Below are 19485 nucleotides of genomic sequence, written 5' to 3'. Positions count from 1 at the left end.
ATGAACCGGAACCGGACTGCGGGCTCCGCCAAGGAACGCCTGGTGACCGGCGCTCTACGGATCGCCGTGGCGCTCCGTCTTCCCGGGGCCAAGGACCGGCTCACGGCCCGCTGCTTCCCCCATGGCCGACCGGAGTGCCCGTAGGACTCCCCCACACAGCCGGAGGCCGCCTCGTGGATTCCACGAGGCGGCCTCCGCCCTGCTGTCGGGACGACAGGATTTGAACCTGCGACCCCTTGACCCCCAGTCAAGTGCGCTACCAAGCTGCGCCACGTCCCGTCGCGCTCTCGCGGGGTGAACCGTGTGAACGCGCAGGTAAACCCTACCCTACGGGCGTGTGTGCGGCGGCCGGGGCCTCGGCCGCGGCGCACCGGGACCCCGGCGGGCGGTCCGCTCACCCCGACCCGCGCTTCCGGTCACTCCGGGGCCGGTCCGAAGAATTTCCCGGGCGGGCCCGGAATGCCGCCGGAATGCCGGAAAAGTGCGCCCGGATTCGGACATGCGCCCCCAGCGGGCGCCTTTTCCTTCGATCGTTCGTGTTTCACCTTCATGAGGCCGGAGTAAACGCGTCAACTCCCCCATGAATTTGGTCCCGATTTCCGCCGCAGTGGCCCCCAACGCGCGGCTGACCGAATCAATACGGCTGATGAGCGCCGCACAGTTGCCTCATTGACCAGCGAGTAACAAGCGGTCTACCTTTCAACGCGTTTCGCGCAGACGCTTCTCGTCGGTGTTGTTCCTGCACCCGTGCACCTCCCCGCACACCCCCCACCGTGCAGTTTCACCTTGATTCGGAGAATCATGACGTCCGCTGTGCGTCCCCAGGAAATGATCATCGGCATCACTCCGTTCGGCGAACCCGATCCCGGGCTCGCCCTGGCCGTGGGGCGCGCCGGCGGGCTCGGGGTGCTCGACCTGGGCACCGGCGACCGCACGGCACGCGAGGCACTGGCCCGGCTGCGCGACGCGGACCCGGGCGCGGGCGGATACGGCGTCCGGATCGGCCCGCGCTGCCGCCTGAGACCCGGCGACCTCGTGCCCGGAGGGATCCGTACGGCGGTGCTGGCGCCGGACGCCGCCTGGTCGGCCGGTGAGGCGCTCGCCCTCTTCCCGCGCGTACTGGTGGAGGTCACCGACCTGCCGGGCGCCCGGGAGGCGGCCCGCGCCGGGGCGCACGGGCTGATCGCCCGGGGTGCCGAATCCGGCGGCCGCGTCGGCGAGTTGAGCACCTTCGTGCTGCTCCAGCAGGTGCTCGCGGCCCCCGACGTGGAGCTGCCGGTCTGGGCCTGCGGGGGCATCGGTCCGCGCACGGCCGCCGCCGCGGTGGCCGGCGGGGCCGCCGGAGTCGTCCTCGACAGCCAGCTCGCCCTGCTCGCCGAATCGGCCCTGCCCGAGCCGGCGGCCGCCGCGTTACGCCCCCTGGACGGCTCCGAGACCGTCCTGCTGGCCGGCCACCGGGTGCTGCGCCGCCGCGGCCCGGACGCCCCGTCCGTGCCGGAGGGCGCGGACGTGGCCGCCCTGCTGGGCGCCCGGGATCCGCGCACGCAGCTGCTGCCCGTGGGCCAGGACGGTTTCCTCGCCGCCCGGTTCGCCGACCGCTTCGGGGACGTACGGCGGACCGTGCGCGCCCTGACCGACGCGGTGCGGGACGCCGTACGCGACGACGCTCCCGGACGGGCGCTGGGGCCGGACGTGCCGATGAGCCGGGCGCTCGGCACCCGGCTGCCCCTCGCCCAGGGGCCGATGACCCGGGTGAGCGATCAGGCGTCGTTCGCGGCGGCCGTGGCCGACGACGGGGCGCTGCCCTTCCTCGCGCTGGCGCTGGCCGACGGGGAGCGGGCGCGGGAGATGCTCGCCGGGACCCGGGACGCGGTGGGCGACCGGCCGTGGGGCGTGGGCGTTCTGGGCTTCGCCCCGGAGGACGTGCGGGCCGCGCAGCTGGAGGCGGTACGGCAGGTGCGGCCGACGCACGCGATCATCGCCGGCGGGCGGCCCTCCCAGGCGGAGGCGCTGGAGCGGGACGGGATCCGCACCTTCCTGCACGTGCCGTCGCCGGGGCTGCTGCGGCAGTTCCTCCAGGCCGGGGCGCGGCGGTTCGTCTTCGAGGGCGCGGAGTGCGGCGGGCATGTCGGGCCGCGGGCGAGCTTCCCGCTGTGGGAGGCCCAACTCGCCGTCCTGGAGGACCATTTCGGGGAAGGCTCCGCCGAGGGCGTCGAGGTGTTCTTCGCGGGCGGGGTGCACGACGAGCGGTCGGCGGCCATGGTCGCCGCGCTCGCCGCGCCGCTGACCGCGCGCGGGGCGGCCGTCGGCCTGCTGATGGGCACGGCGTACCTGTTCACCGAGGAGGCGGTGGCGCGCGGGGCGATCCTTCCCCTGTTCCAGCGGCAGGTGCTGGCCGCCGAACGCACCGCCCTGCTGGAGTCGGCGCCCGGCCACGCCACCCGCTGTGTGCCGAGCCCCTTCGCCGCCGGCTACGCGGCGCACGAGGCCCGGCTGCGCGCCGAGGGCGTGCCCGAACGGCGGATCTGGGAGGAGCTGGAGCGGCTCAACGTCGGCCGGCTGCGCGTCGCCAGCAAGGGCGTGGAGCGGGACGCCGCCGGAGCGCTCACCCCCGTCGACGAGGAACGCCAGCTCATCGAGGGCATGTTCATGGCCGGAGAGGTGGCGGTGCTGCGCTCGGCGACCACCACCGTCGCCGCCCTGCACCAGTCCGTGACCGCCGGGGCCGCCGGACTCCTCGCCTCCCGCGCGGCGGAACTGCGCGGCCCCCTGGGCCTGACGCGGGAGTCGACGCCCCCCGCACCCGACCCCCTCGACATCGCTGTCGTCGGCATGGCCTGCATGTTCCCCGGAGCCCCGGACCTCGCCGCGTTCTGGGCCAACGTCGTCGGCGGCCACGACGCCGTCACCGAGGTGCCGGCCGAGCGCTGGGACCCGGCCGTGCACCACGGCTCGTCCACCGAGTCCAAGTGGGGCGGCTTCCTGCCCCGCATCCCCTTCGACCCGCTGCGCTACGGCATCCCGCCGGCCTCCCTCGGCAGCGTCGAACCGGTCCAGCTGCTGTCCCTGGAGGCCGCCCGGCGTGCGCTGGACGACGCCGGATACGGCGACGCGGGGCGGGAGTTCGACCGCTCGCGCACCTCGGTGGTGTTCGGCGCGGAGGCCGGCAGCGACCTGTCGAACACGGCCACGCTGCGGGCCGTGCTGCCGTCGTACTACGGGCACCTCCCGGACGGACTCGCGGACCAGCTCCCGCGGCTGACCGAGGACTCCTTCCCGGGCATGCTCGCCAACGTCATCTCCGGGCGCATCGCCAACCGCCTCGACCTCGGCGGCGCCAACTACACCGTCGACGCCGCCTGCGCCTCCTCGCTCGCCGCGGTCGACGTCGCCTGCAAGGAACTCGCCGCGGGCACCAGCGACGTCGTGCTGTGCGGAGGGGCGGACCTGCACAACGGCATCAACGACTATGTGCTGTTCTCCTCCGTGCACGCCCTCTCCCCCACCGGCCGCTCCCGCGCCTTCGACTCCTCCGCGGACGGCATCGCCCTCGGCGAGGGCGTCGCGTGCGTGGTGCTGAAACGGCTCGCCGACGCCGAGCGCGACGGCGACCGGATCTACGGCGTGATCAAGGGACTCGGCAGCTCCAGCGACGGCCGCTCCCTGGGCCTGACCGCGCCCCGGCCCGAGGGACAGCGGGCCGCGCTGGAACGGGCCTACCGCAACGCGCGCGTCTCCCCCGCCGACGTGGGCCTGGTCGAGGCGCACGGCACCGGGACCGTCGTCGGGGACCGCACCGAACTCTCCGTCCTCGGCGAGGTGTTCACCGCCGCCGGGGCGCGCCGGGGCGGCTGTGCGATCGGCTCGGTCAAGTCGCAGATCGGGCACACCAAGTGCGCCGCCGGACTGGCCGGCCTGATCAAGGCGGTGCTGGCGCTGCACACGGGCGTACGGCCGCCGACGCTGCACGTCGAGCGGCCCAACGCGGCCTGGGACGCGGACACCAGCCCGTTCGTCTTCCACACCGAGGCCCGGCCGTGGCCGGCGCCCGCCGGTGAACGTATCGCCGGGGTCAGCGCGTTCGGCTTCGGCGGCACCAACTTCCATGTGGTGCTGGGTGCCTACGCCGGCGGCGTCCCGCCGGTACGGGGCCTGGACTCCTGGCCGGCCGAGCTGTTCCTGTTCCGGGGCCGCGACGGCGACGCCGCCCGCCGGGCCGCCGAGGAGCTGCTGACCGCCGCCGAGTCCGACGACCGGCCCTGGCGCCTGCGCGACCTGGCCCTGAGCGCGGCCCGGCGCGCGGACGCGGGCACGGAGCCGGTCCGCATCGCGGTGGTGGCCACGGACGTGCCGGACCTGACGGAGAAACTGCACGGGGCGCTCAGGGGCGAGCACGATCCGGGGCGGGGGGTGCACCTCGCCGAGACGGACGCGCCCACCCGCGCGCACGGGGCCGAGGCGGACGCCCCCGCCAGCGCTCACGACGTCGCATCCGCCCCCGGCAAGGTCGCCTTTCTCTTCCCCGGGCAGGGCAGTCAGCGTCCCGGCATGGCCGCCGACCTGTTCGTCGCCTTTCCCGAGCTGCGCCACTATCTGGAGCTCGGCCGGGATCACGCCGACGCGCTCTACCCTCCCGCCGCCTTCGACGACGCCGCCCGCGACCGTCAGCGGGCCGACCTCACCGACACCCGGGTGGCGCAGCCCGCCCTCGGGATCGCCGGGCTCGCCACACACGCGCTGCTCACCGCGGCGGGCGTCCGCCCGGACATGGCAGCCGGACACAGCTACGGCGAGCTGGTCGCCCTCTGCGCGGCCGGCGCCCTCGATCCCGAGACCCTGCTGACCCTGAGCGTGCGGCGGGCGACGGCGATCCTCACGGCCGCCGGGGACGAACCGGGCACCATGGCGGCCGTGTCCGCCGGCGCCGAGGACGTCGCCGCCGCGCTGCGTTCGGCCGGGGCCCCCGCGTCCGTGGTGATCGCCAACCGCAACTCGCCCGAGCAGACGGTGATCTCCGGCCCGACGGACGCCGTGACCGAGACCGTACGGCTGCTGCGCGAGCGCGGGTTCGGCGTCCGGCGCATCCCGGTGGCCTGCGCCTTCCACAGCCCCCTGGTCGCCGGCGCGGCGGACCGCTTCGCCGAGGCGCTGGCCGAACTCCCCGTGCACGCACCGGAATTCCCCGTGTGGGCCAACCGCACGGCCGCCCCCTACGCCGCCGACCCGGACGCCGTCCGGGCCGAACTCGCCGCGCAGATCGGCGCGCCCGTGGCCTTCGCCGAGCAGATCGAGGCGATGTACGCGGCCGGCGCGCGCGTCTTCGTCGAGGCCGGCCCGGGCACGGTGCTGACCCGGCTGGTTGGCCGGATCCTCGGCGACCGCCCGCATCACGCGGTGCCCTGCGAACCCCGCCCCGACGGCGGACTGCCGGGCCGTCTCGACGCGCTGGCCCGGCTGGCGGTCGCCGGACTGCCGGTGCGCGCGGGATGGCTGCTGCGCGGCCGGGACGCCGTCGACGCGCTGCGCGCGCCCGTGCCGAAGCGGCCGGGCTGGACGGTGGACGGCCAGCTCGTACGGACCGCCGCCGGAGACCTGCTGCCCGGTGCGCTCGCACCGGCCCGACGCGTCGAGAAGCCCCTGGAGGCGACTGTGCCGACGAATCCCCCGCACGGCGCCCCGTCCGACCGGGACGCCCTGATCACCGAGTTCCTGCGCACCGGCCGCGAGATGATCGCCGCCCAACGGGACGTGCTGCTCACCTACTTCGGGGCGGGCACGGTGGCTCCGGCCCCGGTGATCACGCTGCCGGCCGAGGTCGTCGCCGTCGAGCCCGTGACCGCTCGGCCCGTCGGAACGGCCGTCGACGAGATCGCCGGGACGACGACCCCGGAGACCGACGTCCCGGCCGACATCCAGACCGACGCGCAGCCCGACGTGCAGCAGGTCGTCCTCGCCGTCATCAGCGAGCGCACCGGCTACCCCGTCGACATGATCGAACCCGACCTCGATCTGGAGGCCGACCTGAGCGTCGACTCCATCAAGCGCGCGGAGATCGCCGGTGAACTCGCCCGGCGGCTCGGGGTCGGGGACGGCGCGGACCTGGCCGCACTGGACGACGCCGCGGTGGAGGAGCTGGCCAAGGCGCGGACGGCCGCCGCGGTGACCGACTGGCTGACCGCCCGGCTCGCCGGACCGGCGGCCCCGCCCCGGACCGAGCCACCGCGGACCGAACCCGCGCGGCCCGAACCCGAGGTCACCGGCGAGCCGCCCCGCCGCCAGGTACTGCGGCCGGTGCTCGTCGAGGGTCCGGAGCCCCGGCGGGACCCGGCGTCGGTGCTGGCCGGGACGCGGTGGGTCGTCCTCGGGGACGGCACCGCGGCGAGCGCGCGCCTGGCCGCCCACGGCGCCGAGATCGTCGTACGCGACCAGGACCATCTGCTCACGGACGAGGACGGGCCCGTCGACGGGATCCTGTACGCGGTGGCGGCCGACGGGGCGCCGCTGCTGCCGGACGCCTTCCCGGTGCTGAAGGCGGCCGTGACGCGGCGGCCGGGGTGGCTGCTCGCCCTGCGGCCGCCCGGCGCGGACCGGGCGTCGGCGGGGCTGCGCGGTCTGTTCCGCACGCTCGCCCGGGAGTACCCGGAGACCGTCGTCCGGCTCGTCGACCTCGCCACGGAGGAGCTGGCCGGGGACGGTCTCGCGGACGCCGTCCTCGCCGAGGTGCTCGCCCCCGACCGCACCCCGGTCGTGCTGCGCACGGCCGCCGGGCGGCACGGGTACGAGCTGGTCGAGGCGCCCCTCGGGACGCTGGGCGGCACGGGTGCCGGGCCCGCCGGCGACGGGGCCGCCGAGGCCGCCGCGCTCGGGCTGGACCGGGACGCGGTCGTCGTCCTGGCGGGCGGGGCGCGCGGCATCACCGCACAGTGCGCCGCCGCACTCGCCGGCGCCTCCCGCTGCCGTCTGGAACTCCTGGGCAGGACGCCCGCGCCGGACGGCCCCGAGGACCCGGGCACGGCCGCCGCGCACACCCCGGCCGAGCTGCGCGCGGCGCTCGCCGCGCGGGGCGGCATGACCCCGGCGGAGATCAACCGGGAGGCCGAACTCCTGCTGGCGCGGCGGGAGATCACCGCCACGCTGGCGGAGCTGACGGCGCTCGGCAGCCGGGTCCGCTACCGCTCCGTCGACTTCCGGGAGCCGGAGGCGGTGCTCCAGGCCGTCAAGGAGATCCACGCCGAGCACGGCCGCCTCGACGGGGTGGTCTACGCGGCCGGGGTCGTCGAGGACCGGCTCGTCGCCGAGAAGACGGCGGAGTCCTTCCAACGGGTCTACGGCACGAAGGCGACCGGCGCCGGGGCGCTCCTCGCGGCGCTGGAGGAGCTGCCCGAACGGCCCGCGTTCACCGTGCTGTTCGGGAGTATCGCGGCCGTCCTGGGCAACCGGGGGCAGGCCGACTACGCGGCCGCCAACGACGCCCTGGAGACCCTCGGCACGGACTGGGCGGCGCGCACCGGGCACCGGGCGCTGACCGTGCACTGGGGGCCGTGGGCGCCCGCCGCCGGGCACGGCGGGATGGTCGGTCCGGAGCTGGCGCGGGAGTACGCGCGGCGCGGTGTCCGGCTGATCGACCCGGAGGAGGGCACCGCCGCGCTGCTGCGCGAGCTCGCCTGGGGAGACCCGGCCGCGGGCGCCGTCGTCTACACGGCGTCGGGCTGGTGACCGCGCGGGTGACACCACGTCAAGTGCCGGTCGCCGTCGTGGGGATGGCCGCGCTGCTGCCCGGCGCGGGCGACCTGGACGCCTACTGGCGGAATCTGCGCGACGGCGTCGACGCGATCGCCGAGGTGCCGGACGGGCGGTGGGACGCGGACTACTACCGGCCCGGCTCCGCCGCCGAACCGGCGGTGGCGGACCGGGTGTACTGCCGGCGGGGCGGGTTCGTGGACACGCTGGCCGAGGTGGAGGTCACCCGGTTCGGCATCATGCCGGCCTCGGTGGCCGGCACCGAGCCCGACCAGCTCATCGCGCTGCACGTGGCGGCGGCCGCCCTCGCCGACGCGGGCGGCCCCGACCGGCTCCCCGACCGGCGGCGCGTCGGCGTCGTCCTGGGCCGGGGCGGCTACCTCACGCCCGGGCTGGTCCGGCTCGATCAGCGGGTGCGCACGGCGGGCCAGCTCGTACGCACCCTGGGCGAGCTGGTACCGGATCTGACGGCCGATCAACTCGACCGCGTGCGAGAGGCGTTCACCGATCGGCTCGGGCCGGACAGTCCTGAGTCGGCGATCGGGCTGGTGCCCAACCTCGCCGCGTCCCGCGTCGCCAACCGGCTCGACCTGCGCGGTCCGGCGTACACGGTGGACGCGGCCTGCGCCTCCTCGCTGGTCGCCGTCGACCAGGCCGTCGGTGAACTCGGCGCCGGGCGCTGCGACCTGATGCTCGCCGGGGGTGTGCACCACTGCCACGACATCACGCTGTGGAGCGTCTTCTCCCAGCTGCGGGCGCTCTCCCCCAGCCAGCGCATCCGGCCCTTCCACCGGGACGCCGACGGCATCCTGATCGGCGAGGGCACCGGCGTGGTCGTCCTCAAGCGGCTCGCCGACGCCCAGCGGGACGGCGACCGCGTCTACGCGGTGATCCGGGGCACCGGGGTGGCGAGCGACGGCCGCGCGGCCGGGCTGGTCAACCCCGACCCCGGCGGGCAGGCGCTGGCCGTGCGGCAGGCTTGGCGGGCGGCCGGTCTCGACCCGGCCGAGCCGGGCTCGATCGGCCTGCTGGAGGCGCACGGCACCGCGACACCGGCGGGCGACGCGGCCGAACTGGCCACGCTGGCCGAGGTGTTCGGCACTGGCGACGGGGAGCACGCCGTCATCGGCTCGGTGAAGTCGATGATCGGGCACACCATGCCGGCCGCCGGCATCGCCGGTCTGATCAAAGCCGCCCTCGCGGTCCACCACCGCACCCTCCTGCCGACCCTGCACTGCGACACCCCGCACCCCGCCCTGTCCGACACCCGCTTCCGCACCCTGCCGGAGGCGAAGCCGTGGGAGACCGACGAGGGGCGGATACGCCGGGCAGCCGTGAACGCGTTCGGCTTCGGCGGAATCAACGCCCACGTCGTATTGGAGGAGGCACCGGGGGCCGAGGGATCGGTACGGGGCAACGCGGCGAGGGGCGGCAGGCCCGCACCGGACAGCGGGCGTAGCGGCGGTCCCCTCCAGGTCGAGGAGCCCGAGCGGGTGCTCCTGCTCGCCGCCGACGGCCCCGAGGGGCTCGGCGCGCTGCTCCACGCCGACGACGCCGCCGTACGGGCCGCCGGGCTCGACCCGGCCGAGCCGCACAGGGAGGCCGGGCGGGCGCGCCTCGGCATCGTCGATCCGACCGCCAAACGCCTCGCGCTGGCCCGCCGGGCGGTCGCCAAGGGCCGGTCCTGGCACGGGCGCGGCGACGTGTGGTTCCGGCCGGAGCCGCTGCTGGGCGCGGGCGGGGGACGGCTGGCGTTCGTCTTCCCCGGCCTGGAGGGCGACTTCGCCCCGCGGGTCGACGACGTGGCCGCGCACTTCGGACTGCCGCTGCCCGCCGTCGCCAAGGACGAGGTCGGCGACGTGGGCCGGCACGGCTTCGGCGTCGTGGCCGTCGGCCGGCTGCTGGACGCCGCGCTGCGCCGGGCCGGGATCGTGCCGGACGCGGTCGCCGGGCACAGCGTGGGCGAGTGGACGGCGATGGTGGCCGGCGGGATGTACGACGGGGACGAGGTGGACGCGTTCATGGCGGACTTCGACCCCGACTCGGTGACCGTGCCCGGCCTCGCCTTCGGCGCGATCGGCGCGCCCGCGCAGCGGGTGCTGGACGCGCTGCGCGACGAGGGATGGGCGGCCGCCGGTCTGGTGCTGTCGCACGACAACGCCCCCGGCCAGTCGATGGTGTGCGGCCCGGACACGGCGGTGGAGGAGTTCGTCCGCGCCTTCCGCGCACGGGGCGTGCTGAGCCAGGTGCTGCCCTTCCGCTCCGGCTTCCACACGCCGATGCTGGCGCCCCACCTGGGTCCGATCCGGCAGGCAGCGGCGCGCTTCGCCCTGCGTGCGCCGGACGTGCCCGTCTGGTCCGGCACGACCGCCGCGCCCTTCCCGTCCGGGGAGGCGGAGATCCGGTCCCTGTTCGTACGGCACCTGCTGGAGCCGGTCCGCTTCCGGCAGCTCACCGAGGCCCTGTACGCGAGCGGTCACCGGGCGTTCGTCCAGGTCGGCCCCGGTCAGCTGGGCTCCCTGATCGACGACACGCTCGGCGCCCGCGACCATCTGGCCGTCGCCGCCAACTCCCCGCACCGCGGCGGCCTCGCCCAGCTGCGCCGGGTGGCGACCGCGCTGTGGACGGCGGGGGCCGCGGTGTCCCCGGCGCCGGCACCGACGCGGCGCGCGGAGAAGGCCGTACGACCCGGGCGGCCCCCGGTGCGCCTCGACCTCGGCGGGTCGCTGGTGTCCCTGGCCCCACGGGACGTGGCCGCGCTACGGGCGGACCTCGGTCGGGCGCGCCCGACCGCGCACGCGCCGCTCGGCGCGCTGGCCCCGCACCTGCCCGTCGCCGCCGAACTGGACGCGCTGCTGCGGGAGACGGCCGACACGGCGGCCGCGCTCATCACCGCACGGGGCACGACGACCGTCTCCCGCACACCGGCGCCGGCACCGGCACCGCCCCCCGTACGAACACCCGCGCCCGCGGCACCGCCCCTCTCCCCTCGGCACACCACCGTCCACGTCTCCCCCGACTCCATGCCCTACCTCCTCGACCACTGCTTCTTCCCGCAGCGCCCCGGCTGGCCGGACATCGCGGACCGCTGGCCGGTCGTCCCCGCGACGACGATCGTGCGGCACATCATGGACGCGGCGGCGCAGGCGGCCCCCGGACTGCTGCCGGTCGCCGTGCACGGGGCGCGTTTCGAGGAGTGGCTCACCGCCGCCCCCGCCGTGGACGTACCCGTGACGGCGACGCCGGACGGCCCGGACCGGCTCTTCGTGGCCTTCGGCCCGCGCGCCCGCGCCACCGTGGAACTCGCCGCCCGTCATCCGGCCCCGCCGCCCGCCCCCTGGCGCGTGGACCCGGCGAGCGAGCGCCCGCCCGCCCATACCGCCGCCCAGCTCTACAGCGAGCGCTGGATGTTCCACGGCCCCGCGTTCCAGGGGGTCAGCGAACTGACGGCGATCGGTGACCGGCATGTGCGCGGCCGGATCACCACGCCGTCCGCCCCCGGCGCCCTGCTGGACAACGTCGGCCAGATCCTCGGCTACTGGATCATGTCCACCCGTACCGAGCGCACGGTCGTCTTCCCCGTGGGGATGCGCGAGATGCGCTTCTACGGCCCGCACCCGGCCCCGGGCACCGACGTCGGCTGCCTGGTGCGGATCACCTCCCTCACCGACACGCTCCTCGAAGCCGACGTGCAGCTCACCGTCGCGGGGACGGTGTGGGCGGAGCTGCGCGGCTGGCAGGACCGCCGCTTCGACAACGACCCGAAGACGCGTCCCGTCGAGCGTTTCCCCGAGCGCAACACCCTCTCCGAGGTCCGGCCGGGCGGCTGGACGCTGCTGCACGAGCGGTGGCCGGACCTGGCCTCCCGGGAGCTGATCATGCGCAACTCCCTGGGCGGCGCGGAGCGTTCGGAGTACGCCGGGCACGCTCCGCGCGGCCGCCGGCAGTGGCTGCTGGGCCGTATCGCGGTCAAGGACGCGGTGCGGCGGTGGCTGTGGGACCACGGTGAGGGCCCGGTCTTCCCGGCGGAGCTGCGCGTGCGCAACGACGCGGCGGGCCGCCCGTACGTCACCGGTGTGCACGGCCGGACGCTGCCCCCGCTGGAGGTGTCCCTGGCGCACTGCGCCGAGGCGGGAGTCGCGATCGTCCGGCCGCGTTCATCGCGTCCCGGCGGTGGGCCCGGTATCGACATCGAGGAGGTCACCGACCGGGGCGAGCAGGCCGTGGCGGTCGCCCTCGGGCCGGCCGAACTGCGTCTGCTGCGCGAACGCTGTGCCGCGACCGGCGAGCCGGAGGCACTGTGGTTCACCCGGTTCTGGACGGCGAAGGAGGCGGCCGCGAAGGCGGAGGGCACCGGATTCGACGGCCGGCCCCGTGACTTCGCCGTCGTCGACGCCACCCCGGAGGGCGACCTCCTCACCGTCTCGGGCCGCTCGGCCCCCGTCCACACGGTGCACTGCGCACCGGTCGTCAATCCGCCCGGCCTGCCGCACCGGGAGTACGTCGTCGCCTGGACCACCGGACCCGAGCCCGAGGAGGCCCCCGCCCGATGAACACCTCGCCCACCGCCACCGAGGAGGCGGTCCTCGCCGATGTCACCGGCATGCTGGCACGGCTGCTGGAGGACGAGTACGGCCTCGACGACGTCGAGATCGGCATGAGCACGACGTTCAACCGCGACCTGGAGCTGGAGAGCATCGACCTGGTGACGCTCGCCGGACTCCTCCAGGAGCGCTACGGCGACCGGGTCAACTTCGCCGAGTTCCTGGCCGGGATGGAGTTCGACGAGATCATCGAGCTGACCGTCGGGCGGCTCGTCGAGTACGTGGTGACCAGTCTGAAGGCCACGGAGGCGGGCTGAGCCATGACGATGGTCGACACCGGCCGGCTCCGGTTGCACGTCCAGCGGATCGGCCCGCGCGGCGGCCCCACCGTGGTGCTGGTGCACGGACTGCTCACCGACAGCCTGGCCAGCTACTACTTCACCGTGGCCCCGGCGTTCGCGGCCGCCGGCCTGGACGTCGTCATGTACGACCTGCGCGGTCACGGCCGCAGCGACCGCCCCCCGAGCGGCTACGCGCTGGACGACGCCGTCGAGGACCTTCGGGCCCTGCTGGACCGGCTGGGGGTGACCGGCCCGGTGCATCTCGTCGGCAACTCCTACGGCGGCACGATCGCGTTCGGCTACGCGGCCCGGCACCCCGGGCGGGCGGCGAGCGTCAGCCTGATCGAGTCCGAACCGGCCACCCCCGCCTGGGCGGTGAAGCTCGGCGGCATCCTGCATCGCGTGGTGCACGAGCTGGCGTACAACGAGCCGGACGCCATCACCTGGATCACCGCCCACCGCGGTCACAACACCGCCCGGCTGGCCAAGGGTGCGGCCCGGCTCGCCCGCGAGACCAGTCTGGGCCGGGACATCCCCGCCAGCACCGTGCTGACGCGGGATCAGATCGCGGCGGTGCGCTGTCCGGTGCTCGGCGTGTACGGCGGCGACTCCGATCTCGCCGAGGTCGCGCCGTGGCTGGAGGAGTCGCTGCCGGACTGCCGGACGGTGGTGATCCCGGGCCACGAGCACTCGGTGCTGGTGGAGGCCGCGGGGGCCGTGGGCGGGCACGTCCTGTCCCTGATCCGGCAGTCCGGCGGGCTGGCGGTCCGGTGAGCCGGTTCCTGTTCGTCGTACCGCCGCTGGTCGGGCACATCAATCCGGCCGTCGGGGTCGCGGCCCGGCTGGCCGACCGGGGACACGCGGTGGCGTGGGCGTGCCCCGATCCGGGGCTGGTCGCGCGGCTGGCCGGGGACGAGTCGGCGGTGTTCGGCTGCGCGGGTCCGGTGCCCGGCGCGGACGGGGCCGGCCGGCCGCCGGAGCTGCGCGGACCGGAGGCGCTGAAGTTCCTGTGGGAGTGGTATCTGCTGCCGCTGGCCGAGGCGATGGCGCCGGGCGTCCGGGCCGCCGCCGAGGAGTTCCGGCCGGATGTGGTGGTCGCCGACCAGCAGGCGTTCGCGGGGGCGCTCGTCGCCGAACGGCTGGGGCTGCCCTGGGCGACCTCGGCGACCACGACCGCCGAGCTCACCGACCCGCTGGCGGGGCTGCCCAAGGTGCGGGAGTGGGTCGACGGGCGGCTGGCGCGGCTGCGGCACACGGTCGGCGACGCGTCGGGCACCGCGGACCCGCGCTTCTCGCCACACCTCGTCCTCGCCTTCAGCACACCCGAGTTGGCGGGCGCGGCGGGACCGGACTCCGTCCGCTGGGTCGGCCCCTCGATCGACGCGCGCCCCGCGCCCGCCGGCTTCCCCTGGGACCGGCTGGACCCCGGGCGGGCGACCGTGCTGGTCACCCTGGGCACCGCCAACGCCGACACCGGCGGCCGCTTCCTCGACCTGTGCACGAGCGCTCTGCGGGAGCGGGCCGACCGGGTGCAGGGGGTGATCGCCGATCCGGGCGGCACGCTGGGGCCGCCCGGCGACGACAAGGACGTGCTGATCGCCGCGCATGTGCCGCAACTCGCCCTGCTGGAACGGGGCGTCGACGCCGTCGTCTGTCACGCCGGACACAACACCGTGTGCGAGGCGCTGTGGCACGGCGCGCCGCTCGTGGTGGCCCCCATCCGGGACGACCAGCCCGTCGTGGCCGGGCAGGTCGTGACGGCGGGGGCGGGGGTGCGGGTGCGGTTCGGGCGGGTCACCGCCGCGAGGCTCGGGGCGGCGCTCGACGCCGTCCTGCACGAACCCGGACCCCGGGCGGCGGCCGGGCGCGTCCGTACGGCGTTCCGCGCGGCGGGCGGAGCCCCGGCCGCCGCCTCCCATCTCGAACGACTCGCCCTGGAGCCCAGTTGAGCGACAACGAGCGGATCCACGCCCTGCGCCCGGCCTACCAGGCCGATCTCGCCGCCGGTCTCGACCGGTTCTTCGAGCCCCGGCGCACCGACTGCCCCTGGTGCGGCTCGGACCGGCTGACGACCCGGCTGCGCACGACCGACCTGCTCCAGCACAAGCCGGGGCGGTTCGTGCTGGACCGGTGCGCCGCGTGCGGGCACACCTTCCAGAACCCCCGGCTCAGCGAGGCCGGCCTGGAGTTCTACTACCGGGACTTCTACGACGGCTTGGGCGAGAAGAAGCTCGGCGACACCTTCGGGGGGCGTACGGCGATGTACCGGGGACGGGCCGAGGCCCTGCTGCCGTACGACCCGGCGCCGAAGACCTGGCTGGACGTCGGCACCGGGCACGGCCACTTCTGCGCGGCCGCGCGGGACGTGCTGCCCGGCACCTCCTTCGACGGGCTCGACTTCACCGACGGTGTCGAACTCGCCGAGCGGGAGGGACGGGTGGAGCGGGCGTATCGGGGGAGCTTCGTGGACCTCGCGCCCGACCTGGGCGAGCGCTACGACGTGGTGAGCATGTTCCATTACCTGGAGCACAGCACCGACCCCGACCGTGAGCTGCGCGCGGCGCGGGAGGCCGTGCGGCCGGGGGGTCATGTGCTCATCGAGGTGCCGGACCCCGGGAGTCGGTACGCCGCGATGCTCGGGCGGTGGTGGTTGCCCTGGCTTCAGCCCCAGCATCTGCACCTCATGCCGTCGGCGAATCTGCGGGAGCGGTTGACCGGGCTGGGTTTCTCGGTGGTCGCCGAGCAGCGGGCCGAGGCGCACGATCCCGTGGATCTGCTGGCCGCGGTGTGGTTGGCGCTGGATCATTTCGCCCCGCGTGAGGACGCGCCGTGGTTGGCGGCCGCGCCCGGCCGTCTGCGGCGGGCCGGGCGGGGGGCGGTGCTGCTCGCGGGGGTTCCCGCGCTCGCCTCGGCCGCCTTGCTCGATCGGTTCGTCGTACGGCCGTTCGTGGGGCGCCTCGGGTTGTCCAACGCGTATCGGATCGTGGCCCGGCGGGTCCGTTGATGCCTGACGGCTGACGGGATGACGTTGTGTCCGCCGCGAGCCCTCGATCCCTAACACTGTGTCCACGCCGCACGGGCCCCGTCGGCGACTACGGTCCCCCCATGACGCACAGCTTCGCCCTGCACATCCCCGACGCCGAGCTCGCGCCCGAGCCGCTGGATCCCGCCCAGGTCGTCTCCGGGACACCCGAGGTGACCGGGAAGGTGGTGTGGGAGTCCGCGGACGGCCGGCAGCTGCGGGGGGTGTGGCAGATCACGCCCGGCGTGGTGACCGACACGGAGGCGGACGAGGTGTTCGTCGTGGTCAGCGGGTCGGCGACCATTGAGGTCGAGGGCGGGCCGACGCTCACGGTCGGGCCCGGCGACATGGCTGTGCTGCGCGCCGGCGACCGTACGACGTGGACGGTGCACGAGACGCTGCGCAAGGCATACGCGATCAGTCGGTGAGCGGGGGCGCCGTCGAACCCCGGATCTCCAGCGTGGGCGCCGCGAGGTGGAGCCGCCCCGCTCCCCCGGTCCCGGCGAAGCGCTCCAGGAGGCAGCGGGCCGCACGGCGGCCGACCTCGTGGCTGGCGTTGTCGACGGTGGTGAGCCAGACGTGGCGCAGCCGGGCGATGCTCGTGTTGTCGTAGCCGACGACGGACAGGTCGCGCGGCAGGCGCAGGCCCAGTTCCTCGGCGGCGGACAGCGCCCCGATGGCGGCGATGTCGTTGACGGCGACGACGGCCGTCGGCCTGCGGTCGGCGCTCAGCAGGCGCACCGTCGCGCGGTAGCCGCCCTCCTCGGTCATGTCGCCGGCCTCGACCACCGCCTCGTCGGCGAGGCCGTGGGTGCGCATCGTCGCCTCGAAGCTGCGCCGGCGCAGCTCGCCGACGGCCCCGTAGCCCGCGATGTGCGCGATGCGGCGGTGGCCGAGCCCGATCAGGTGCTCGGTGACCAGGCGGGCGCCGCGCTCGTCGTCGTTGGCGACGACGTCCACCGCGGGCGGGCCCGGCTCGCGCGCGCCGGCCACCACCACCGGCAGGCGCTCGGCGACCGCCCCCAGCTCGGTGGGGTCGGGCAGCGTGCCGACCACGATCAGGCCGTCGACCCCAAGATCGAGGAAGGGCCCGGCGGGGTCCTGTCCGGTGCGGCGGTTGAGGCGGGCGTCGGCCAGGACCATGCGCAGGCCGTTGTCGTGCAGCAGGGAGTTCAGCCCGTCGAGCAGCTCGACGAACCAGGGGTTGCGCAGATCGTTCAGCAGGACGCCGACGGTGCGGGTGCGCTGTTCGCTGAGGCTGCGCGCGGCGGCGTTCGGACGGTAGCCGAGTTCGCGCACGGCCCGCAGCACGGCCTCCCGCTTCTCCGGGCGCACCTGGTCGGAGCCGCGCAGGACGAGCGAGACCAGCGACTTGGAGACGCCGGCCCGGTCGGCCACATCGCGGATGGTCGGCGGTCGCATGGATATGGACCGTTCCATGGTCGGCACCGCTTGTCAAAGGCGGTGCTAAGGGTTGACACCGGCGCCGGGGCGCGCCGAAGGTGGGTCGGACAGGAAATGGACCGGTCCAATGAGGGGCTGCAATGGTGGACACGCTCGGCGTCGCCGTCATCGGGTTCGGCTGGATGGGACGGGTGCACACCCAGGCGTACGCCCGGGTCCCCCACCACTATCCGCGGCTCCCCCTGCGCCCGGAGCTGGTGACGGTCGCCGAGGAGGTACCCGGCCGGGCCGAGGAGGCCGCCGCACAGTTCGGCTTCGCCTCGACGACCCGGGACTGGCGCGAGGTGGCCGCCGACCCGCGCGTGCGGGCCGTCAGCGTCACCGCACCGAACTTCCTGCACCGCGAGATCGGTGTCGCGATGGCCGAGGCCGGCAAACACCTCTGGATCGAGAAGCCGGTGGGGCTGACCGCCGCGGACGCCCGCGCGGTGGCGGACGCGGCGGCCAAGGCCGGCGTGCACAGCGCGGTCGGCTTCAACTACCGCAACACGCCCGCCGTCGAGACCGCCCGCGACCTGATCGCCGCCGGCGAGATCGGCACCGTCACGCATGTCCGCATCCGCCTCTTCAGCGACTACGCGGCCCACCCCCAGGGCGCCCTGACCTGGCGCTACGAACGGCGGCGCGGCGGCAGCGGAGTGCTCGGTGACCTCGCCTCGCACGGCGTCGACCTGGCCCGCTTCCTGCTCGGCGACATCGTCCGGCTCACCGCCGACACCGCGGTGTTCGTCCCCGAACGGGCCCGCCCGACCGGCGCCACCGCCGGACACACCCTCGCCACCGGCGGGCAGCCGGGCCCGGTCGAGAACGAGGACTACGTCAGCTGCCTGCTGCGCTTCGCCTCGGGCGCCCGCGGTGTGCTGGAGGCCTGCCGGGTGTCGGTCGGCGAGCAGAACGCCTACGGCTTCGAGGTGCACGGCACCCGGGGCGCGGTGTTCTGGGACTTCCGCCGCATGGGCGAGCTCGGCGTCAGCCGTGGCACCACCTACCAGGACCAGCCGGTCAGCACGCTGTACGTCGGCCCCGGACACGGCGAGTACGGCGCGTTCCAGCCCGGCGCCGCGACGAGCATGGGCTACGACGACCTCAAGGTGATCGAGGCGTACCGCTTCCTGCGTTCGATCGCCGAGGGCACGCCGTACGGCGCCACGCTCGCGGACGCCGTGCACAGCGCGACCGTCCTCGACGCCATGTCCCGCTCCGCCGAGAGCGGCACCTGGGTGGACGTGCCGGGGTGATCGGGGCCGGGGCGACGGGCGGCGCCTAGACCGGCATGTTGAACGGCGTGACCACCTGAATCGCCGCCGGTGCCGCCGCCCCCGCCGCCGGCAGCGCGCCGTGCGCCCGCATCACGTGATGACACGCCTCCCGCACATCGTGACGCAGGTCGTGATGGAGCACGGCGGACAACCGGTGCTCCCGCAGCAGCCGTGTGTTGTCGTGATCGAGGTCGTGCGCGACGAACACGGCGCACTCGCGACCGGCGTCCGCGAACGCGCGCAACGTGGCGATGTTGCCCCCGCCGATGGAGTAGACCGCGCGGATGTCCGGCTCGCGTTCGAGCGCGGCCCGCACCAGGTCGTACTGGGTGGCGTCCAGCCCCTGCCCCTCGGTGATCTCGACGAGCGCCCGCTCGGGGTGCCGGGCCCGCATGGCACCCCGGAAGCCCATCTCGCGCTCCTCCTCGTTGCGGAAGAAGCCGCTGCTGAGGCTGGTGAGCACATGGCCGGGCCGGTCGCCCAGCCACTGTCCCATGAGGTAGGCGGCGGTGGCTCCGGCGGCCCGGTTGTCGATGCCGACGTAGGCGAGGCGGGCGCTGGCGGGCAGATCGGTGACGAGGGTGACGACCGGGATGCCGGCCGCGGTCAGCCGGCCGACGGCGGCGGTGACCTCGGGGACGTCGGGCGCCTTGACGATCACGCCCTGGGAGCCGCGCCGGGCGATCCGGTCCAGCGTGTCCACCAGCTCGTCGACCGGCCCGGTCTCCCGGAAGTGGAAGCGGGAGCGCAGCACGGCCGGGTGCAGCGACGGCAGCTCGGCCTCCAGGGCGGCCCGCACCGCGCTGCTGAAGCGCTCCGGCGCCTGCATCACGATGTCGACCATGAAGGTGCGGCCCACCAGCCGGACCTGGGTGCGCTGGCGGTCCAGGTCGGCGATGGCCCGCCGCACCTCCAGCGCGGTGGACTCGCGCACCCCGCCCCGGCCGTTGAGGACACGATCGACGGTGGCCTCGCTCAGACCCGCCTGACGGGCTATCTCACGGATCGGGAAGGGATGGCCCACAGCCGGCTCCTCGGACGCGTCATGAGGGGTTTTTGATGGCTCGCTGCTGGTTGTTCGAGGGGTTTGTACTGACAAGAATGACAGAGCCGCG

The 19485-nt window shown here is 75.2% G+C and carries 11 protein-coding genes and 1 tRNA gene; 9 read left to right on the top strand and 3 right to left on the bottom strand.

The window, feature by feature from the left end:
- Entirely contained in the window at positions 1–144 is a 144-nt protein-coding gene (locus ACZ5NW_RS04385; RefSeq protein WP_468742188.1) for a hypothetical protein, read from the top strand.
- A 61-nt stretch (positions 145–205) separates the two neighbouring features.
- Here the strand turns inward: ACZ5NW_RS04385 and ACZ5NW_RS04380 are convergent.
- Positions 206–279: transfer RNA gene (locus ACZ5NW_RS04380), tRNA-Pro, on the bottom strand.
- Between the two features lie 522 nt (positions 280–801).
- Here ACZ5NW_RS04380 and ACZ5NW_RS04375 point away from each other — a divergent pair.
- From ACZ5NW_RS04375 to ACZ5NW_RS04345, 7 genes are all read left to right on the top strand, one after another.
- Positions 802–7716: an SDR family oxidoreductase gene (locus tag ACZ5NW_RS04375; RefSeq protein WP_468742187.1), complete on the top strand. Its 6915-nt coding sequence runs from the start codon at positions 802–804 to the stop codon at positions 7714–7716.
- 44 nt (positions 7717–7760) lie between these two features.
- Positions 7761–12293 (top strand): beta-ketoacyl synthase N-terminal-like domain-containing protein, encoded by a 4533-nt coding sequence (locus ACZ5NW_RS04370; protein ID WP_468742981.1) that lies wholly within the window; start codon positions 7761–7763, stop codon positions 12291–12293.
- Positions 12290–12601, top strand: a complete 312-nt coding sequence (locus tag ACZ5NW_RS04365; protein WP_468742186.1) for an acyl carrier protein — start codon at positions 12290–12292, stop codon at positions 12599–12601. Before ACZ5NW_RS04370 ends, ACZ5NW_RS04365 begins: the two co-directional genes overlap by 4 nt.
- Positions 12602–12604: 3 nt before the next feature.
- Positions 12605–13399, top strand: a complete 795-nt coding sequence (locus ACZ5NW_RS04360; protein WP_468742185.1) for an alpha/beta fold hydrolase — start codon at positions 12605–12607, stop codon at positions 13397–13399.
- A complete protein-coding gene (locus tag ACZ5NW_RS04355) occupies positions 13396–14574 on the top strand; it encodes a glycosyltransferase (protein WP_468742184.1) in 1179 nt (392 codons plus the stop codon). Before ACZ5NW_RS04360 ends, ACZ5NW_RS04355 begins: the two co-directional genes overlap by 4 nt.
- Entirely contained in the window at positions 14571–15629 is a 1059-nt protein-coding gene (locus ACZ5NW_RS04350) for a class I SAM-dependent methyltransferase (protein WP_468742183.1), read from the top strand. The genes ACZ5NW_RS04355 and ACZ5NW_RS04350 overlap by 4 nt, the downstream gene beginning before the upstream one ends.
- A 101-nt stretch (positions 15630–15730) precedes the next feature.
- Positions 15731–16075, top strand: a complete 345-nt coding sequence (locus tag ACZ5NW_RS04345) for a cupin domain-containing protein (RefSeq protein ID WP_468742182.1) — start codon at positions 15731–15733, stop codon at positions 16073–16075.
- On the opposite strand, the gene ACZ5NW_RS04340 is transcribed toward ACZ5NW_RS04345, so the two are convergent.
- A complete protein-coding gene (locus tag ACZ5NW_RS04340) occupies positions 16065–17069 on the bottom strand; it encodes a LacI family DNA-binding transcriptional regulator (RefSeq protein WP_468742181.1) in 1005 nt (334 codons plus the stop codon). The two genes, ACZ5NW_RS04345 and ACZ5NW_RS04340, sit on opposite strands and share 11 nt — an antisense overlap.
- Positions 17070–17191: 122 nt before the next feature.
- Between ACZ5NW_RS04340 and ACZ5NW_RS04335 the strand changes: the two genes are divergently transcribed.
- Positions 17192–18349: a Gfo/Idh/MocA family protein gene (locus ACZ5NW_RS04335; RefSeq protein ID WP_468742180.1), complete on the top strand. Its 1158-nt coding sequence runs from the start codon at positions 17192–17194 to the stop codon at positions 18347–18349.
- A gap of 25 nt (positions 18350–18374) precedes the next feature.
- On the opposite strand, the gene ACZ5NW_RS04330 is transcribed toward ACZ5NW_RS04335, so the two are convergent.
- Positions 18375–19394: a LacI family DNA-binding transcriptional regulator gene (locus ACZ5NW_RS04330; RefSeq protein ID WP_468742179.1), complete on the bottom strand. Its 1020-nt coding sequence runs from the start codon at positions 19392–19394 to the stop codon at positions 18375–18377.
- Positions 19395–19485 lie beyond the last annotated feature (91 nt).

The organism is Streptomyces sp. NPDC032126 (assembly GCF_055580085.1).
The sequence above is the reverse complement of the archived record's forward strand: the minus strand, read 5'-3'. Positions and strand labels throughout refer to the sequence as shown.

What these genes read in the sequence shown, in the direction of transcription:
- ACZ5NW_RS04385 (WP_468742188.1), top strand. Translation starts at nt 1, where the DNA reads ATGAACCGGAACCGGACTGCGGGCTCCGCCAAGGAACGCCTGGTGACC.
- ACZ5NW_RS04375 (WP_468742187.1), top strand. Translation starts at nt 802, where the DNA reads ATGACGTCCGCTGTGCGTCCCCAGGAAATGATCATCGGCATCACTCCG.
- ACZ5NW_RS04370 (WP_468742981.1), top strand. Translation starts at nt 7,761, where the DNA reads ATGGCCGCGCTGCTGCCCGGCGCGGGCGACCTGGACGCCTACTGGCGG.
- ACZ5NW_RS04365 (WP_468742186.1), top strand. Translation starts at nt 12,290, where the DNA reads ATGAACACCTCGCCCACCGCCACCGAGGAGGCGGTCCTCGCCGATGTC.
- ACZ5NW_RS04360 (WP_468742185.1), top strand. Translation starts at nt 12,605, where the DNA reads ATGACGATGGTCGACACCGGCCGGCTCCGGTTGCACGTCCAGCGGATC.
- ACZ5NW_RS04345 (WP_468742182.1), top strand. Translation starts at nt 15,731, where the DNA reads ATGACGCACAGCTTCGCCCTGCACATCCCCGACGCCGAGCTCGCGCCC.
- ACZ5NW_RS04340 (WP_468742181.1), bottom strand. Translation starts at nt 17,069, where the DNA reads ATGCGACCGCCGACCATCCGCGATGTGGCCGACCGGGCCGGCGTCTCC.
- ACZ5NW_RS04335 (WP_468742180.1), top strand. Translation starts at nt 17,192, where the DNA reads ATGGTGGACACGCTCGGCGTCGCCGTCATCGGGTTCGGCTGGATGGGA.